We start from the raw sequence: 16,486 nt of genomic DNA on the forward strand, positions 1-16,486 counted from the left end.
GGGCGGTGACGGTCGGGAAGAGGGCGTGCTCGACGTAGCCTTCCTCGGTGACCACGCCCGACCCCGCTGCCCTGCTCGCCCGTGACGCCCTCGCACGCCTCGACCGGTGGGAGCCGGTCGACGACCAGCAGGCGGTGCTCGCGGCGGAGTACCGCGCGTTCGTCCGCGGTGACGCCGGCCCGCGAGCCGACGCCGTGCGTCGCGACGGCGGGCCGCAGCACCTCACGGCGAGCTGCTTCGTGCTCAGTCCGGACCTCGACCGCGTCCTGCTCTGCTTCCACCGAAAGGGCCAGTTCTGGGTCCAGGTGGGCGGCCACACCGAGCCGGGCGACACGACCCTCGCGGGCGCCGCCTACCGCGAGGCGCGCGAGGAGAGCGGCGTCGACGGCCTCGTCCCGTTCGACCCCGACGCGTCGGCCGGCCCGGACGTACGACCGTCGGCGCCCGTCGACGTGCACCGCCACGACCTCGCGGCCGCGTTCGGGACGTGCCGGACGCACTGGGACGTCGGGTTCGTCGCGTTCGCCGACCCGGACGCGCGGACGGTCGTGAGTGACGAGAGCGAGGACGTCGCGTGGTTCGCCGTGGACGACCTGCCGGCAGGGTGCCCGCCCGACTTCCCCGTCCGGCTGGCGACGGTCCTCGCGGAGGTGCGCCACCGCCGTCGGGCAGGACTCCTCGCGAGGTAGAACGCTGGTACGCCGAGGTAGAACCGTGGTGAAGACCAGAGTTCTACCTCGCGGACCAAAGTTCTACCTCGGCGGGGCGAGGACCACGTGGAGCGTGCGCGGACCGTGCACGCCCTCGACGCGCGAGAGCTCGATGTCGCTCGTCGCGCTCGGGCCGCTGATCCACGTCTGCGGGCGCTCCGGGTGCGCGGCGAGCAGCCGCACCGCCTCCGGGACGGTGTGCAGGACCTGGTCCGTGCGCACGACGCACACGTGCAGGTCCGGCACGAGCGTGATGGCGCGGCGGCCCTGGTCGGGCTCGCCGTCGAGGACGATCGTGCCGGTGTCCGCGATCGCGACGCGGGCGCCGGTGACGACGGCGTCCACGTGGTCGAGCTCGTCGGGCGTCCGCGGGTCGTCGCGCGCGTCGTGCACGACGGCGGTCCCCGCCCCTAGCGCAGCCAGCCACGCCTCGTCCAGACCCGGGGGAACGACGACGGACGCCGCGTCCGCGAGCAGGTCGCCGACGATCGTGCCCACCTCCGTCGGGGTGCCGGCACGGTGCACGTGCGCCCGGTAGTCCACGAGCCGGTCGATCAGGACCTCGACGGCCTCGGCCGAGCCCGGCGCGAGCTCTCCGTGCGCGCGGTAGTCGCGGGGGACCGCCGTCGGGCGACCCTGCGCCGTCGACCCGCCGAGCGCCGCCCGGACGCGCGCGAGCACGTCGTCCCGCGCGCTCATCGGGCCTCGCCCTCCTCGTCGAACCCGGGGTCGCGGGTCACCGGGGCGTCGTCGTGCCCAGCGACCCCGGGTTCGGCGGGTCGGACCGGGACCGGGCGGTCACGCCACCAGTCGCGGAAGGTTTGCTTCGCGGGGGCGGGGAGGTCGCGCGAGCGGGTCCACGCGGACGCGGGCGGGGGGAGCGTCGAGATCCGGCCCTTCTGCCCGGCGACGACGCGTCCGAGCCCGGCCGCCTTCTCCGCGAGCTCGAAGCGCCGGGCGTCCGACATGACGAACGACGCCGCCGTCATCGCCGCACCCCACCCCGTGGGCAGGCCGCCCCGGTCCGCGTCGACCTCGCGCGCACGCAGCTCGACGAGGATGGACGGGATGTCGATCTTCACGGGGCACACCTCGTAGCACGCGCCGCACAGGGTCGAGGCGTAGGGGAGCGAGGCGTTGGGGTCGCCGTGACCGCCCAGCCCTCCGGAGCCCTTCGTGAGCTGCGGGGTGAGGATCGCGCCGATCGGGCCGGGGTACACCGACCCGTACGCGTGACCGCCGACGCGCTCGTACACCGGGCACACGTTGAGGCACGCGGAGCAGCGGATGCAGTGCAGCGCGGCCCGGCCCACCTCGTCGGCGAGGACGTCGGTGCGGCCGTTGTCGAGGAGCACGAGGTGGAACTCCTGGGGACCGTCGCCCGGCGTGACGCCCGTCCACAGGGACGTGTAGGGGTTCATGCGCTCGCCCGTCGACGAGCGGGGCAGGAGCTGGAGGAACACCTCGAGGTCGGGGTACGTCGGCACGACCTTCTCGATCCCCATCACGGTGATGAGCGTCTCGGGGAGCGTGAGGCACATGCGCCCGTTGCCCTCGGACTCGACGACGGTGAGGGTCCCGGTGTCCGCGACGCCGAAGTTCGCGCCGCTGATCGCGACCTTCGCCGAGAGGAACTTGCGGCGCAGGTGGGCGCGCGCGGCCATCGCGAGCTCACGGGGGACGTCGGACAGGTCGGGCGGGGCGTCGCCCATGCGCGCGAGGAAGATCTCGCGGATCTCGGCACGGTTGCGGTGGATCGCGGGGACGAGGATGTGCGACGGCATGTCGTCGGCGAGCTGCACGATGAGCTCGGCGAGGTCCGTCTCGTACGCCGCGACGCCCTCGGCGGCGAGTGCCTCGTTGAGCCCGATCTCCTGCGTCGCCATGGACTTGACCTTGACGACCTCGTCGACGCCCTTCGCCCTCACGAGGTCGGCGACGACCCGGTTCGCCTCCTCCGCGTCGCGCGCCCAGTGCACGACGCCGCCGCGTGCGACGACGTTGCGCTCCAGCTCCTCGAGGAGCTCGGGCAGGCGGGCCATGACGTCGGTCTTGATCGCGGACCCGGCGTCGCGCAGCGCCTCCCAGTCGGGCACCTCGTCGACGACGAGCGCGCGCTTGGCGCGGATGGTCGACGTGGCGTGGGCCAGGTTGCGGCGGAGCTGGGTGTTCTGCAGCGCCTCGCGTGCGGCGTCGGGGAAGGCGGCGCCCCAGCGCAGGGGAGCGTCGGGGTGCGGGACGGCACCGAACGGCTCGTCCGCGACCGGCGCGTCGGGGTGGCGCCGCGACCGGGGCAGCCCGAGGAACGTGCTCACCGTGCGCCTCCGCTCGTGGTCGCGGCCGGGGCGGGCGCGTCCTTCGTCGACGCGAGGATCTCTGCGAGATGGAGCGTGCGCACGCCCGCCCGGATGCGCGACAGCCCGCCGCCGATGTGCATGAGGCACGAGTAGTCGCCGGCGGTGACCACCTCGGCTCCCGTGGACTGCACGTGGGCCATCTTGTCCGCCAGCATCGCGGTCGACGTCTCGGCGTTCTTCAGCGCGAACGTGCCGCCGAACCCGCAGCACGACTCGGCCTCGGGCAGCTCGACGAGGTCGATCCCCTCGACCGCGCGCAGCAGCTGCAGCGGCTTGTCGCCGACGTGGATCATGCGCAGCGAGTGGCACGTCGGGTGGTAGGTGACCCGGTGCGGGAAGTAGGCGCCGACGTCGGTCACGCCGAGCACGTCGACGAGCAGCTCGGACAGCTCGTACGTCCGTGCGGCGACCGCGTCCGCCGTGGCGCCGAGCGCGTCGAGGCCCGCGCGCCGGCACACCATGCCCTGCTGGTGGCGGATCGACCCTGTGCACGACCCGGACGGCACGACGACCGCGTCCCACTCGCCGTCGAGCACGGGGGAGAACGTCTCGACGTGGTGCCGGATCACCGGCACGGCCTCGTCCATGTACCCGGTGTTGACGTGCATCTGGCCGCAGCAGGTCTGGCGCTCGGGGAAGAACACCTCGTGCCCGAGGCGCTCGAGGAGGAGGGCGGTGGCGCGCGGTGCCTGGGGGAACATCACGTCGCCGATGCAGGTCGCGGTGAGGGCTATGCGCATGGTCGCTCCGGGGAGGGGGAGTCGGTCCAGTCTCGCCGCACGGCGGCGCAGCCGCGCGGGGAGACCACCGTGGCGAGGCGCCGCGGCTGTGGTCTGACCACAGTGCGGCCACTCTAGACCATGCCGCACGGCGTGGTCTGACCACAGGGCATGGTGCTGGCCTACGCTGAGCGCGTGCGTACCCACGAGCGCGTCCTCGCCCGGATCGAGGCGGACCTCGCTGCAGGCCGCTGGGCCCTCGGCGAGCGGCTGCCGGCCGAACGCGCGCTCGCCGAGGAGCTCGGGGTCTCGCGACCGTCGGTCCGTGAGGCGATCCGCGTCCTGGAAGCCATGGGCATCGTGCGGACGGCGGTCGGCTCGGGGCCCGACGCCGGCGCGACGGTGATCGACCGGCCCGCGGCCGGGCTGGGCGCGGCCGTGCGGCTCCACGTCGCCTCGGGGACGCTCGCCGTGCGCGACGTCGTCGAGACACGGGTCCTGCTCGAGACGTGGGCCGTCGGAGTGGCGGCGGAACGGGTCGCGGCCGCCGGGGTGGCGGTCGGCGACGTGGCTGCCGTGCTCGCCGAGGCTCGGACGCTCCTCGACCGCATGGACGACCTGGCGCTCTCCGCGGAGGCGTTCCGCGAGCTCGACGCGTCGTTCCACCTGCTCCTCGTGCGGCTCGCGGGGAACGCGCTCGTCGAGGCGGTGATGACAGGTCTGCGCGGGGCGATCGAGGCCTACGTCGCGCAGGGCGGCGCAGCGCTGCCGTCGTGGGAGCGCACGGCGGCGCGCCTGCGCTCCGAGCACCGCGCCGTGCTCGAGGCGGTGGCCACCGGTCAGGCCGACGGCGCGGTGCAGCGGGTGCGTGCGCACATCGAGGGCTTCTACCGCGAGTCGGGGCTCTGATGCCGGTGGACGACCCGACACCCGGCGTGCGGTAGGGTCCTGGAAACCGGTTACCCGCGCGACGGCGCTCGGCGCTCGACGAGCGGGTAAGCGTTTGCCAGCGGCAGCACGCCGCGCCCGTGGGCATCGTCGCCCGTGGGGCCGAGACGAAGGGCGTGGTCGACGTGGACGCGAGCAGGGCCTCCGTGGCGCGCGAGGGGTACGAGGTGACGAGCAGCGGGGCAGGCGATCCCGAGGGCCGCGCGACGCGCGCCGTCCACCTCGCGGGCGACTCCACCGCGGCGCCGAAGCTCCGCGACGCCGCGCCCGAGACCGGGTGGGGCATGGGGCTCGGGTACTACCTGCGCCGGCACGGGGTCGTGAACCACGCGCGCAACGGGCGCAGCAGCGCCTCGTTCCTCGCGCTCGGCGGGCTCGAGCGCGTCGTCGGATCCCTGTGCGCGGGCGACGTCCTCGTCGTGCAGTTCGGCCACAACGACGCGAAGGTCGACGACCCGGAACGCTTCACCGACCCGTGGACCACGTACCAGGCGGCACTGCTGACCCTGGTCGAGGCCGCGCGGCGAGGCGGCGCGCAGCCCGTCCTCGTGACGCCGATCGAGCGGCGCGCCTTCGGCACCGACGGGCGAGCCGTCGCGGGGCACGGGGAGTACCCGGACGCGATGCGTGCGCTCGCCCGGCGCGAGGGCGTACCGCTCGTCGACGCCCAGGCGCAGTCGCTCGCCCTGTGGCAGAGCCTCGGCCCGGACGAGACGCGGCGGTACTTCCTGCACGCGGGCGGCCGTCGCGACGACACCCACCTGAGCCCGACGGGCGCCGGCGCGGTGGCGCGTCTGGTCACCGCCGGCCTGGTGTCCGCGGGCGTGCTCGCCCAGGACGACGTGGTCCATCTGGACACCTCGGTCCCGACGGACTGGTTCCGGTGGGCCGAGGGCGCGCTTCCCGACTGAGTCACCCCACCGAGGTCGGCCGGCTCGCGCCGGACGGGCTCTTGGCCTCGGCCGACGGGGCTGCTACTGTGCGTCAAGAAACCGGTTTCCCGCCTGGTATGCGAAAAATACTCCGTGGGAAAGCGGATTCCATGCTCGAAGAAGAGATGAGGAACGGCTGCATGAGCGTCACGACGGCGACCCGCCCGGTCGGGCAGGGGAGCACTCGCGCCCCGCGCCCTGCCGCACCCCGCCGCAGGTCCACGGCGAGCGGGTTCTGGAAGCACCGGGCGCTCTACCTGATGATCCTGCCCGGGGTCGTGTACTTCCTCGTCTTCAAGTACGTCCCCATGGGCGGGATCGTCATCGCGTTCCAGAACTACCAGCCGTTCCTGGGGTTCACCGGCAGCGAGTGGGTCGGCTTCGACAACTTCGTCCGGCTCTTCACCGAGGACACGTTCCTCGTCCTGCTGCGCAACACGCTCGTCATCTCCGGGCTGCTGCTCGCCTTCGCGTTCCCGACGCCGATCGTGCTCGCGCTCCTGCTCAACGAGGTGCGCACCAAGTTCCTCAAGAAGTCCGTGCAGACGATCGTCTACCTGCCGCACTTCATGTCGTGGGTCATCATCGTCTCGATCTTCTACGTGATGCTGACCATCGACGGCGGGAGCATCAACAACGTCATCGTCAGCCTCGGCGGCGAGCCCGTCCCGTTCCTCACCGACCCCGACTGGCTCCGGCCGATGTACGTCTTCCAGGAGATCTGGCGTGGCGCGGGGTGGGGCACGATCGTCTACCTCGCGGCCATCACGGCCGTCGACGAGCAGCTCTACGAGGCCGCCGAGCTCGACGGCGCGGGACGCCTCCGCCAGACCTGGCACATCACGCTGCCGGCCATCCGGCCGACGATCATCGTCATGCTCATCCTCAGCATCGGCGACATCATGGAGCTCGGCTTCGAGCACATGTTCCTCGTGATGAACTCGCTCAACCGCGAGGTCGCCGACATCTTCGACACGTACGTGTACACCACGGGCATCGTCAACGGGCAGTTCAGCTACGCGACCGCCGTCGGCCTCTTCAAGGGGCTCGTGGGTCTCGTCCTCGTCGTCCTCGCCAACAAGCTCGCGAAGCGCCTCGGCGAGGAAGGGGTCTACTGACGGCCCCCGCCGTCGGTGGAGCGGGACCGTCATGTTCTCCTTCGAGGGCTTCGTGCGCGTCAACACCTTCCTGGCCGGCGCCTACCGCCTCGTCCTCCTCAACCTGCTGTGGCTCGCCACGACCGTGCTCGGCCTCGGGGTCCTGGGGTTCGGCCCGGCGTCGTACGCGCTGGCCCGGTACGTCGACCGGTGGTTCCGGCTCGGGGAGGAGCCACCGGTGGTGCCCGCGTTCGTGGCCGCCGTGCGCGAGCACTTCTGGCGCTCGGCCGCGCTCGGCTGGGTCTACCTCGGCGCGGGGGCCGTCGTCGTGACCAACCTCTCCGCGTCCACGAGCTGGACCGTGCGGGTGCTCAACCTCGTGGCCCTCGTCCTGCTCGCCGTCTCGCTCTCGTACGCGTTCTCCGTCCTGGCCGCGCTCGACGTGCGCACCGTCCGCGAGACGGTCGCCGCGTCCCTCATGGTCGGCCTCGGGTCGCTGCACCTCACGATCCTCGGCGGCGCCGTGGTGCTCGTGACGGCGTCCCTGCTGTACCGCTTCGCGCTCCCCGTCCTGGCCCTGCTCGGGGCGGCCCTCCCGGCCGCCGCCGTCGGGCTCGTGACCCGTGTCGTCTACCGAGACCTCGAGGAGGAACCCGGACAACCCTCACGACGCCTGGCACCGCAGCCAGGCACGACGACGGTCGGCGACGACGCCGACCGAGGACACCTCACCACAGCAGCAAGGACGCGCGTGGCTCGTCGCGTACCGGAACGAGAGGAACACCCCGCATGAGGAAGACCAGGATCGGAGCGGCCGTCGCCGCGACCGCCGCGCTCGCGCTCGCGCTGACCGCCTGCGGCGGCGGCGGCGAGGAGGAGAAGGGCGCCGGCGCCGAGGAGAGCACCAAGGACAGCATCACCTGGATGACGATGCTGCACACCGCGACGACCCCGGAGCCCGACGGGGTCATCGAGAAGGCGCTCGAGGAGCACACCGGGCTCGGCATCGAGTTCCAGTGGGTGCCCGACGCGTCGAGGGACGAGAAGATCAACGCCGCGCTGGCGTCCGACTCGCTCGGTGACCTCGTCTCGCTGACGAGCATCACCAACACGACCGTGCGCCAGTCGATGACCCAGGGGCAGTTCTGGGACGTCGAGGAGTACCTCGCCGACTTCCCCAACCTCGCCAAGATCCCGGAGGGCACCCTGGAGTCGGCGAAGATCGACGGCCACCTGTACGGCGTGCCCTTCCAGAAGCCGCAGGCCCGCTACGGCGTGCTGGTCCGCAAGGACTGGCTCGACAACCTCGGGCTCGAGGTGCCGCACACGATCGAGGACCTCACCGAGGTCGCGCGGGCGTTCACCGAGGACGACCCCGACGGCAACGGCGTGGCCGACACGGTCGGGTTCTACGACCGCGAGGAGTCGTACGGCGTCGGCTTCCGCTCGCTCGCCGGCTACTTCGGCGCGGGGCAGCTCTTCACGCTGACCGAGGACGAGGAGGTCGTCCCGAGCTTCACGACGGACGAGTACAAGGACGCCATGGAGTGGTACCGGGACGTCTACGCGAACGGCTGGGTCAACCAGGAGTTCGTGACCGTCCAGAAGCAGAACCAGAAGGACGGCATCGTCCAGGGCAAGGGCGGCATCGTCGTCACCGGCCTCTTCGAGGCGAAGAACTTCCACCAGGCCGCGCTCGAGGCCGACCCCGCGACGCCGATGGAGTGGGCCCAGGTCAACGACATGACGTTCGGCGACGTCCCGCGCCGCATCCTCACGGACACCAGCGGCGGCATGGGTGGCTGGCTCGCGATCCCGAGGTCGAGCGTCGAGACCGAGGCCGACCTCAGGGTGGTCCTCGGCTTCATCGACAAGCTCCTCGACCCCGAGGCGTTCGACCTCATGACGAACGGCGTCGAGGGCACGCACTACGAGCTCGACGAGGCCGGTGTCGTGACGCAGATCAACCCCGTGTGGGAGCAGGAGGTGCAGCCGTTCGGCTCGTCCCGGCCGTCGGAGCTCGTCACGACGTTCGAGTCGTCGAACGAGTACACCAACCTCGCGAACACCCTCATGGCCGAGAACGACGAGTACGTGGTGTTCAACCCGGCGCAGTCGCTCACGTCCGCGACGTACGACGCGCAGTGGTCGCTCATCGACCAGCAGGTCAACGACGCCTACAACCGCTACATCACCGGGCAGATCGACATGGACGAGTTCGACGCGGTGATCGAGAGCCTGCGCGGGCAGGGCATCGACGCCGTGATCGAGGAGTTCACGGCGAGCTACACCGAGATCAACGGCGGCTGACGCCGTCAACCACCGACGGGCGGGGGGTGCGCACGCACGCACCGCACCCCCCGCCGCACCGGCGGCGCCCGGGAGAACGCCCGGAAGAAGCCGGCCCGACCCGACAGGAACACCGTGACCACGTACGACATCCGAGAGCTCGGCGCAGTACCTGCCGAGGTACCCGCCGAGGCGTCCGGCGAGGTGCCCGGCGTCCTGGCGACGCCGGTGATCCAGGGCGCGATCGACGCCGCGGCCGCTGCGGGCGGCGGCCGCGTCCTCGTGCCTGCCGGCCGCTGGACCACCGGGGCGCTGCGCCTGCGCTCGCACGTCGAGCTGCACCTGGCGGCCGGCGCCGTCCTGACCTTCGCCGCGGACCGCGACCTCTACCCGGTCGTCGACGCGCGGTGGGAGGGGGCCCCTGCGCGCATCTACTCCCCGTGCCTCTACGCGCACGGAGAGACGGACGTCGCGATCACGGGCCTCGGCACGGTCGACGGCGGAGGGCGGCCGTGGTGGGACGCCTTCCGCCGCGACCGTGCCTCGCTCGAGCACCCCCGCCCCACGCTGATCGGCCTGCACGGGTGCCGTCGCGTGACGATCCGTGACGTCACGCTGCGCGACTCGCCGAGCTGGACCGTGCACCCGCTGCTGTGCGAGGACGTGTCGATCTCCGGGGTGCGGATCCTCAACCCCGCCGACTCGCCCAACACCGACGGGATCGACCCCGAGTCGTGCCGGAACGTGCGGATCACCGACTGCCACATCGACGTCGGCGACGACTGCATCGCCATCAAGGCCGGCACCGAGGCGTCGCCGGAGCGGGTCGCGTGCGAGAACGTCGTCGTCACCGGCTGCACGATGGTGCACGGGCACGGCGGGGTCGTCATCGGGTCCGAGATGGCTGGCGGCGTGCGCAACGTCGTGATCAGCAACTGCGTGTTCCAGGGCACCGACCGCGGCATCCGGGTCAAGACCCGGCGCGGTCGCGGGGGAGTCGTCGAGGACGTGCGGGTGTCGAACGTCGTCATGGACGGCGTGATGTGCCCGTTCGTGGTGAACACGGCGTACTTCTGCGGGCCCGGCGGCAAGGACCCGGTCGTCGCCGACCGCGCGCCGCGCCCGGTGGACGACTCGACGCCGCTGGTCAGGCGCCTGCACGTCGCGCACGTCACGGTCCGCGGGGCGCACGCCGCGGCGGGGTACCTCCGCGGCCTGCCGGAGCGGCCCGTCGAGGACGTCACGTTCGACGACGTCGCGATCTCCTTCGCGCCCGACGCGGTCCGCGGCTACCCGGCGATGGCCGACGACGTCGAGGAGGTCGCGCGTCAGGGCTTCCAGCTCGCGTTCGTCTCCGGCGTCGTGTTCTCCGGCGTCCGGGTGGACGGCTGCGACGGCCCGGGGTTCGCCGTCGAGCACGGCGAGGACGTGCGCCGTCGCGACGTGAGGGTCAACGGTGCGTACGTCGACTGAGCGCGCCGCGCCCCACCGCACACCGCGGCGCACCGCGGAGATCGCGGTCGCGGGCGTGAGCCTCGCGCTGAGCACCGTCTTCCTCGGCGGGTTCGCCGCGGTCGTCGGACGCGCGGACGCGGCGTCGTTCGAGCGCGACGTGCTCCCCGCCCTCACGGAGGCGGGCATCGTCCTGGCCGGGGCGTCGGGGGCCGACGCCGCCCACGACGCCGCGCGGACCCTCGCCGCGTGGTTCGGGTTCACGCTCGTCGCGGTCCTGGCGGCGACGGTCGTCGGGATCGTCGTCGCGCGGGACCGGCCGTGGCGGCCGACGGGCGGCGTCTGGTTCCTCGTCGCGGGGGTCGCGTGCCTCGTCGGGAGCCAGCTGATCCTCTACCCGGTCGCGTTCGGGTTCTTCGTCGCGGCCGCGCTCTTCGCGGTGCGGCGCTTCCCGCCGCCCGAGGACCTGCGGCGCACCCGCACCACGCGCGAGGGACGACCGTCCCCGGCGCGAGCACCCAGCACCCGAGTACCGAGCAGCACGGGAGTACGACGATGAGCAAGAGCACCCCAGCGACCGTCACGAGCCGGTCGGGCCGACGGCGCCGGCCGACCGTCGGGCGCCGCGCGTTCCAGGTGGTGAACTTCCTGGTGCTCGGCGGGTTCGCCGCGATCTGCCTGGTCCCGTTCCTCAACATCATCGGCAGCTCGTTCGCGACCCCGGGCGAGCTGACGACGCGGCCGTTCGTCATCGTCCCCGAGACGTTCTCCCTGGACGCCTACCGGTACATCCTGTCGACGCCGACGATCTTCCGGGCGATGGGGATCTCGGTGTTCGTCACCGTCGTGGGGACGCTCGTCAGCCTCGTGCTCACGGCGCTCATGGCCTACGCGCTGTCGAAGCGGTACCTCAAGGGGCGTCGCGTCGTGAACTTCCTCGTGGTGTTCACCATGCTCTTCAGCGGCGGCATGATCCCCACGTTCATCGTGGTCAAGGAGCTCGGGCTCATCGACTCGCTGTGGTCGCTGATCCTCCCGGTCGCGATCAACGCGTTCAACTTCGTCATCATGCGCAGCTTCTTCCAGGCGATCCCCGACAGCCTCGAGGAGGCGGCACGCATCGACGGGTGCTCCGACCTCGGGGTGTTCTGGCGCATCGTGCTGCCGCTGTCGCTCGCGTCGATCGCGACGATCGGGCTGTTCTACGCCGTGTCGTACTGGAACACGTACCAGAGCGCGATCCTCTACATCAACTCGTCGGAGAAGTGGCCGATCCAGGTGCTCCTGCGCCAGATCGTCCTCGTCGCGAGCGGCATGAACGGCGACGCGAACGCGGTCGACGTCGTCCCGCCCGCGCAGTCGGTGAAGATGGCGGTCATCGTCGTCGCGACCCTGCCGATGCTGATCCTCTACCCGGTGCTGCAGAAGTACTTCGTCAAGGGCGCGCTCATCGGGTCCGTCAAGGGCTGACCTCGGACGCCGCCGCGTACGCGGCGACGAACGTCCACCGCGGGTCGACACCCTCGCCGAACCCCTGGGAGCGGACGGCCACAGTGTCGTCCGCGCCCACGTGCAGGCGCAGCCGGAACGTCGCGAGCTCGTCGTCGAGCATCCAGCACGTGACGTCGAGCGTGCGCGGCGCGGACCAGCCCGCGGCGACGACGCACGGCCGCGCGTCGGGCCCGAGCGTCCCAGGGAGCGCCCGGCCGGGGTGGGCGGCGAGCCGCCAGCCGTCGTCGTCGGCCGAGGCGACCACGACGCCGTCTGGCCGCAGGTCGAGGTCGAGGGTCGCCGGGCCGGCGCTCGCGGAAGCCCGGTAGCGGCCGGTGACGACGACGGCGTGCTCGGCGCGGTGGCCCGGCACCGGCCAGGCGAGCTCGGCGGACGGGGCGCGCGACGTCGTCGCGCTGGGGGCGGCCGGGCGGCCCGACGCGGCGACGAGCGGGTCGAGCAGGTGGCGCTCGACGAGCTTGACGAGGCACTGGTCGCCGTTCTGGCACGCCTGCGTGTCGGCCGTGACGACCAGCGCGAGGTCGTGGCGCGGGTCGCCCGCGACGATCTGCCCGCCGAGGCCGAACCACAGGAACCCGCCGCGCTCGGGCAGCCACTGCTGGTACCCGTACGCGCCCCGGAACGGCGTTCCCCAGGTCTGGGTCGCGGTGTCCACCTGCGGCGACGTCGCGTCGCGCAGGAAGTCCGCCGGGAGCAGCGCGACGCCGTCGTGCACCCCGCCGGCGAGCACGAGGCGGGCGAGGAGCAGGAGGTCGTGGGGGCGGCAGACGAGGCCGGACCCGCCGTGGCTGTACCCGTCGGGCCCGCGCAGGAACCGGACGTCGGCGCTCACGCCGAGCGGGTCGAGGAGTCGGGGGCGCAGGTAGTCGACGAGCGAGGTGCCGGTGACGCGCTCGACGAGCGCCGCGAGGGCGTACGACCCGCTCGTGTCGTACGTGAACAGGGTGCCCGGCGGGTGCGTGGGGGTCGTCGTGAAGTACGACGCGAGCCACGCCGGGTCGCCGGGCCGGAACGTCGTGGCGGCGTGCGGGCCGCGCATCGCGAGGACGTCGCGCAGCGTGGTCGCCTCGAGCCACGGGTGGAACGGGGCGTGCTCGCCGAACCACGTGGTCACCGACGCGTCGAGGTCGACGTGACCCTCGGCGGCGAGCAGCCCGACGGCGAGGCCGGTGACGGTCTTCGAGACGGAGTAGGTGCGGTGCGGGACGTCGGGGCCGGCCGGTCGGCACGCCGCACGGAGGATCGTCTCCGCGCCGAGCGTCATCTCCACGCTGTGCAGGGCGATGCCGAGCGCGGCGGACTCCGCGGCGAGACGGTCGAGGTCGGGCACGGGGAGCCTCCGGAGGCGACGGTGGTCCGCAGGCACCTGTCGCCGCGGAAGGGGTCGAGGCGAGGGTAACCGGTTTCCAGAGCGCCGGGGTACGGCGTCATGACGCACCGAGGCGGTGGGTCCCTGGGGAACCCACCGCCTCGGGTCGTCCGTCCGGTCAGGCCGAGCAGGTGGCCGTCGGGAGCGTCGTGTTGCCGTTCGAGTAGAGCGTGACGCCGAACGCGTCGCCGCTGCCGTTCGGCCTCGCGGTCAAGGTGCCGCTCGTGCCGGAGACCGTGGCGTTCCAGGAGTTCTGGAGGCTCTGGCCGGAGCCGGTCCGGATGGTGACGACCCAGCTCGCCGCGCCGGACACCTGGAACGTGGTGTTGAAGCGGTCGCCCCAGGAGTCGCCGCGCGTCACGGTCACGGTGCAGGTCTCGCCACCGCCGTCACCGCCGCCCGACGCGGACGCGCACGTGGCGGTCGGGAGGGTCGTGTTCCCGTTGGAGTAGAGCGTGACGCCGAACGCGTCGCCGTTGCCGTTCGGTGTCGCGGTGAGGGTGCCGCTCGTGCCGGAGACCGCGGCGTTCCAGGAGCTCTGGACGCTCTGGCCGGAGCCGGTCCGGATGGTCACGACCCAGTCGGACGCGCCGGACACCTGGAACGTGGTGTTGAAGCGGTCGCCCCAGGAGTCGCCGCGCGTCACGGTCACGGTGCAGGAACCGTCGCCCGGCTCACCGGGTTCGCCCGGCTCGCCCGGCTCGCCGGGGTTGCCGTCACCGCTGTTGAGCTGGTCGAGCACGGCGGTGTAGGCGGCCTTCTTGTTGCCGTTGCCGTCGAACAGCAGCGGCGTGCCCGACGCGCGCCACGAGTCCGTGTCGCGCACGCCCCACACCGTGATGCCCGTGCAGCGCGACACGGCCATGCACGCCTGGACGACGCCGCGGTACTGCTCGGCCTGCGACGAGCCGGAGCCCTCGATGTCGAGCTCGGTGATCTGCACGTCGACGCCCAGGTCGGCGAAGTTCTGCAGCGTCGTGTGGTAGTTGCTCGGCACGGGGTTGCCCGAGTTGAAGTGAGCCTGGAAGCCGACGCAGTCGATCGGCACGCCGCGCGCCTTGAAGTCGCGGACCATGTTGTAGACGCCCTGCGTCTTCGCGTGGCTCCAGTTGTCGGTGTTGTAGTCGTTGTAGCAGAGCTTGGCGCCGGGGTCGGCGGCACGGGCCGCGCGGAACGCGGCCTCGATCCAGTCGTTGCCGGTGCGCTGCAGGTTCGAGTCGCGGCGCCCGCCGGAGCTGCCGTCGGCGAAGGCCTCGTTGACGACGTCCCACGCGTAGATCTTGCCGCGGTAGTGCGTCGCGACCTGCGTCACGTGGTTGAGCATCGCCTGGCGGAGCGCGGAGCCCGACATGTTCTGCATCCAGCCCGGCTGCTGCGAGTGCCAGGCGAGCGCGTGCCCGCGCACCTGCTTGCCGCGGCTCGTGGCCCAGCTCACGATCTGGTCGCCCTGGGCGTAGTTGAACCGGTTCTGCGACGGCTCGGTCGCGTCCATCTTCATCTCGTTCTCGGCCGTGATCATGTCGAACTCGCGGTTGGCGATGGTCGAGTACGTCGAGTCGGACAGCCGGCCGGCGGCGAGCGCGGTGCCGAAGTAGCGGCCGGACTCGGCGGCCGCCGCCTCGAGGGTGGAGCCGGCCGCCTGTGCGGAACCGACACCGATCCCGGTGGTGACCACCAGGGCGGCGAGGGCGGCCACGACGGCCGTCCTCCTGCCGTTCTTCGTCGTGCGCGGGGGTAGTGCTCGGGTCATCGTCGATCCTCTTCCTCCCGGGACGAGCCACCGTTGGCTCGTCGGCGCGAAACGTGCGCGAGTGACGCTAGTCACTTCCGGAGGGCTTGGCAATCGGTATCGATACCGTTCTACACATGACAGCGCAGGCACTCTTGCGCTGGAGCGCGAGCGGGCGTCGACGCGTCAGGAACGCGGTGGAGCCGTGCTCTCGCGCACCACGAGCTCGGTCGCGAGGTCGAAGCGCTGGTTGACGGGCCGCTCACCGCGCGCGAGGTCGAGGAGCATGCGGGTGGCCGTCCCCGCCATGTCCTGGAGCGGCTGGTGCACCGTCGTCAGCTCGGGGCCGATCCATCTCGCGAGCGGGAGGTCGTCGTAGCCGACGACCGAGAGGTCCTCGGGCACGCGCAGCCCCAGCTCGCGCGCGGCGCGCAGCACCCCGAGCGCCTGCATGTCCGACCCGGCGAAGATCGCCGTCGGGCGGTCCGCGCGCGAGAGCAGCGCCTTGCCGTGCTCGTAGCCGCCGTCGACGTAGAAGTCGCCGTACCGCACGAGCTCGGGGTCGACGGGGATCCCGGCCTCGTCGTGCGCGCTGCGGTACCCGTCGATGCGGGCCCGGCTGCACAGCACGTCGGAGGGTCCGGAGATGATCGCGACGCGTCGGTGCCCCAGGCCGAGGAGGTGCCGCGTCGCGGAGAGCCCTCCGCTCCAGTTGTTCGACCCGACGGTCGGGACGCCCGCGGGCTGCTCGCCCTCGGTGTCGACGACGACGAAGGGGATCGAGCGGCTCTCGAGCTGGTGGCGCTGCCACTGGTCCAGGCTCGACAGCACGAGCAGGACGCCGAGCGGACGGCGGGCGAGGACGCCGTCGAGCCACTCCTGGGGCGGCCGGTGCTCGCCACCGAGCTCGGACAGCACGACGGCGACGCCGGCGGCCGCCGCCGCGTCCTCGACGCCCTTGATGATCTCCAGCGACCACGCCGAGGCGAGGCGGTGGAACACGAGGTCGATGAGCGGCGTCGGGGTCGACGGCGCGGACCGGCGCCGTCGGTACTGGTGGCGCTCCAGCGCGGCCTCGACCCGGGCGCGCGTGGAAGCCGCGACGTCGGGCCTGCCGTTGAGGACCTTCGAGACCGTGGGGACGGAGACCCCCGCCTCCGCGGCGATGGACGCGATGGTCGCCGGGCCGCCCGCGGCGGCGCCGCCTCGGTCCTGCACGGTCATGCTGCTCCTCGTGACTGGTCGCAACTTTCGAGGGAACCGTAGCACCGGATCGCGGTCGGCCTCACGCGGATCCGCGGCGTCGCGGGGGTGAATCGGCGGGACTCGGCGGTGGACCTCGTCATCGAATCGTGACCTGCGTCTCGCTTGA

15 protein-coding genes are annotated in these 16,486 nt (G+C 72.3%); 9 read left to right on the forward strand and 6 right to left on the reverse strand.

What is annotated here, in order from left to right:
- Window positions 1–47: 47 nt before the first annotated feature.
- Window positions 48–689 (forward strand): NUDIX hydrolase, encoded by a 642-nt coding sequence (locus ACMXGY_RS04365; protein ID WP_483775663.1) that lies wholly within the window; start codon window positions 48–50, stop codon window positions 687–689.
- A 63-nt stretch (window positions 690–752) separates the two neighbouring features.
- Here ACMXGY_RS04365 and ACMXGY_RS04370 read toward each other — a convergent pair whose 3' ends face one another.
- The 3 genes from ACMXGY_RS04370 to ACMXGY_RS04380 are packed head-to-tail and all read right to left on the reverse strand — an operon-like array spanning window position 753 to window position 3,807.
- Window positions 753–1,409: a LutC/YkgG family protein gene (locus ACMXGY_RS04370; RefSeq protein WP_483775664.1), complete on the reverse strand. Its 657-nt coding sequence runs from the start codon at window positions 1,407–1,409 to the stop codon at window positions 753–755.
- The gene (locus ACMXGY_RS04375) at window positions 1,406–3,025 is read right to left on the reverse strand and encodes a LutB/LldF family L-lactate oxidation iron-sulfur protein (protein WP_483775665.1); all 1,620 of its coding nucleotides are present in this window, start codon (window positions 3,023–3,025) and stop codon (window positions 1,406–1,408) included. Before ACMXGY_RS04375 ends, ACMXGY_RS04370 begins: the two co-directional genes overlap by 4 nt.
- Complete coding sequence (locus ACMXGY_RS04380; protein WP_483775666.1) at window positions 3,022–3,807, reverse strand: (Fe-S)-binding protein; 786 nt, start codon at window positions 3,805–3,807, stop codon at window positions 3,022–3,024. The genes ACMXGY_RS04375 and ACMXGY_RS04380 overlap by 4 nt, the downstream gene beginning before the upstream one ends.
- Window positions 3,808–3,981: 174 nt before the next feature.
- On the opposite strand from ACMXGY_RS04380, the gene ACMXGY_RS04385 reads away from it, so the two are divergent.
- The 8 genes from ACMXGY_RS04385 (at window position 3,982) to ACMXGY_RS04420 (ending at window position 11,974) form a co-directional block, all read left to right on the forward strand.
- Window positions 3,982–4,695: a FadR/GntR family transcriptional regulator gene (locus tag ACMXGY_RS04385; protein WP_483775667.1), complete on the forward strand. Its 714-nt coding sequence runs from the start codon at window positions 3,982–3,984 to the stop codon at window positions 4,693–4,695.
- Window positions 4,696–4,814: 119 nt separating this feature from the next.
- Window positions 4,815–5,645, forward strand: a complete 831-nt coding sequence (locus ACMXGY_RS04390) for a rhamnogalacturonan acetylesterase (RefSeq protein WP_483775668.1) — start codon at window positions 4,815–4,817, stop codon at window positions 5,643–5,645.
- A 161-nt stretch (window positions 5,646–5,806) separates the two neighbouring features.
- Window positions 5,807–6,784 carry an ABC transporter permease gene (locus ACMXGY_RS04395; protein ID WP_483775669.1) on the forward strand — a complete coding sequence of 326 codons (978 nt, stop codon included), beginning with the start codon at window positions 5,807–5,809 and terminating at the stop codon, window positions 6,782–6,784.
- A 31-nt stretch (window positions 6,785–6,815) separates the two neighbouring features.
- Window positions 6,816–7,556, forward strand: a complete 741-nt coding sequence (locus ACMXGY_RS04400) for a YesL family protein (RefSeq protein ID WP_483775670.1) — start codon at window positions 6,816–6,818, stop codon at window positions 7,554–7,556.
- Complete coding sequence (locus ACMXGY_RS04405) at window positions 7,553–9,073, forward strand: extracellular solute-binding protein (protein ID WP_483775671.1); 1,521 nt, start codon at window positions 7,553–7,555, stop codon at window positions 9,071–9,073. Before ACMXGY_RS04400 ends, ACMXGY_RS04405 begins: the two co-directional genes overlap by 4 nt.
- A gap of 114 nt (window positions 9,074–9,187) precedes the next feature.
- Entirely contained in the window at window positions 9,188–10,525 is a 1,338-nt protein-coding gene (locus ACMXGY_RS04410) for a glycoside hydrolase family 28 protein (protein ID WP_483775672.1), read from the forward strand.
- Entirely contained in the window at window positions 10,509–11,063 is a 555-nt protein-coding gene (locus tag ACMXGY_RS04415; protein WP_483775673.1) for a hypothetical protein, read from the forward strand. Before ACMXGY_RS04410 ends, ACMXGY_RS04415 begins: the two co-directional genes overlap by 17 nt.
- On the forward strand, window positions 11,060–11,974 hold the full coding sequence (locus ACMXGY_RS04420; RefSeq protein WP_483775674.1) for a carbohydrate ABC transporter permease: 915 nt from the start codon (window positions 11,060–11,062) through the stop codon (window positions 11,972–11,974). Before ACMXGY_RS04415 ends, ACMXGY_RS04420 begins: the two co-directional genes overlap by 4 nt.
- Here the strand turns inward: ACMXGY_RS04420 and ACMXGY_RS04425 are convergent.
- The 3 genes from ACMXGY_RS04425 to ACMXGY_RS04435 form a co-directional block, all read right to left on the reverse strand.
- Window positions 11,964–13,346 (reverse strand): serine hydrolase domain-containing protein, encoded by a 1,383-nt coding sequence (locus tag ACMXGY_RS04425; RefSeq protein ID WP_483775675.1) that lies wholly within the window; start codon window positions 13,344–13,346, stop codon window positions 11,964–11,966. The two genes, ACMXGY_RS04420 and ACMXGY_RS04425, sit on opposite strands and share 11 nt — an antisense overlap.
- Before the next feature lie 157 nt (window positions 13,347–13,503).
- Window positions 13,504–15,135, reverse strand: a complete 1,632-nt coding sequence (locus ACMXGY_RS04430; protein ID WP_483775676.1) for a glycoside hydrolase family 10 protein — start codon at window positions 15,133–15,135, stop codon at window positions 13,504–13,506.
- A gap of 165 nt (window positions 15,136–15,300) precedes the next feature.
- The gene (locus ACMXGY_RS04435) at window positions 15,301–16,338 is read right to left on the reverse strand and encodes a LacI family DNA-binding transcriptional regulator (protein WP_483775677.1); all 1,038 of its coding nucleotides are present in this window, start codon (window positions 16,336–16,338) and stop codon (window positions 15,301–15,303) included.
- Window positions 16,339–16,486: the final 148 nt, after the last annotated feature.

The organism is Cellulosimicrobium sp. G4 BAM 1002 (genome assembly GCF_057126935.1).

What these genes read in the sequence shown, in the direction of transcription:
- ACMXGY_RS04405 (WP_483775671.1), top strand. Translation starts at nt 7,553, where the DNA reads ATGAGGAAGACCAGGATCGGAGCGGCCGTCGCCGCGACCGCCGCGCTC.
- ACMXGY_RS04370 (WP_483775664.1), bottom strand. Translation starts at nt 1,409, where the DNA reads ATGAGCGCGCGGGACGACGTGCTCGCGCGCGTCCGGGCGGCGCTCGGC.
- ACMXGY_RS04435 (WP_483775677.1), bottom strand. Translation starts at nt 16,338, where the DNA reads ATGACCGTGCAGGACCGAGGCGGCGCCGCCGCGGGCGGCCCGGCGACC.
- ACMXGY_RS04400 (WP_483775670.1), top strand. Translation starts at nt 6,816, where the DNA reads ATGTTCTCCTTCGAGGGCTTCGTGCGCGTCAACACCTTCCTGGCCGGC.
- ACMXGY_RS04395 (WP_483775669.1), top strand. Translation starts at nt 5,807, where the DNA reads ATGAGCGTCACGACGGCGACCCGCCCGGTCGGGCAGGGGAGCACTCGC.
- ACMXGY_RS04420 (WP_483775674.1), top strand. Translation starts at nt 11,060, where the DNA reads ATGAGCAAGAGCACCCCAGCGACCGTCACGAGCCGGTCGGGCCGACGG.
- ACMXGY_RS04380 (WP_483775666.1), bottom strand. Translation starts at nt 3,807, where the DNA reads ATGCGCATAGCCCTCACCGCGACCTGCATCGGCGACGTGATGTTCCCC.
- ACMXGY_RS04430 (WP_483775676.1), bottom strand. Translation starts at nt 15,135, where the DNA reads ATGACCCGAGCACTACCCCCGCGCACGACGAAGAACGGCAGGAGGACG.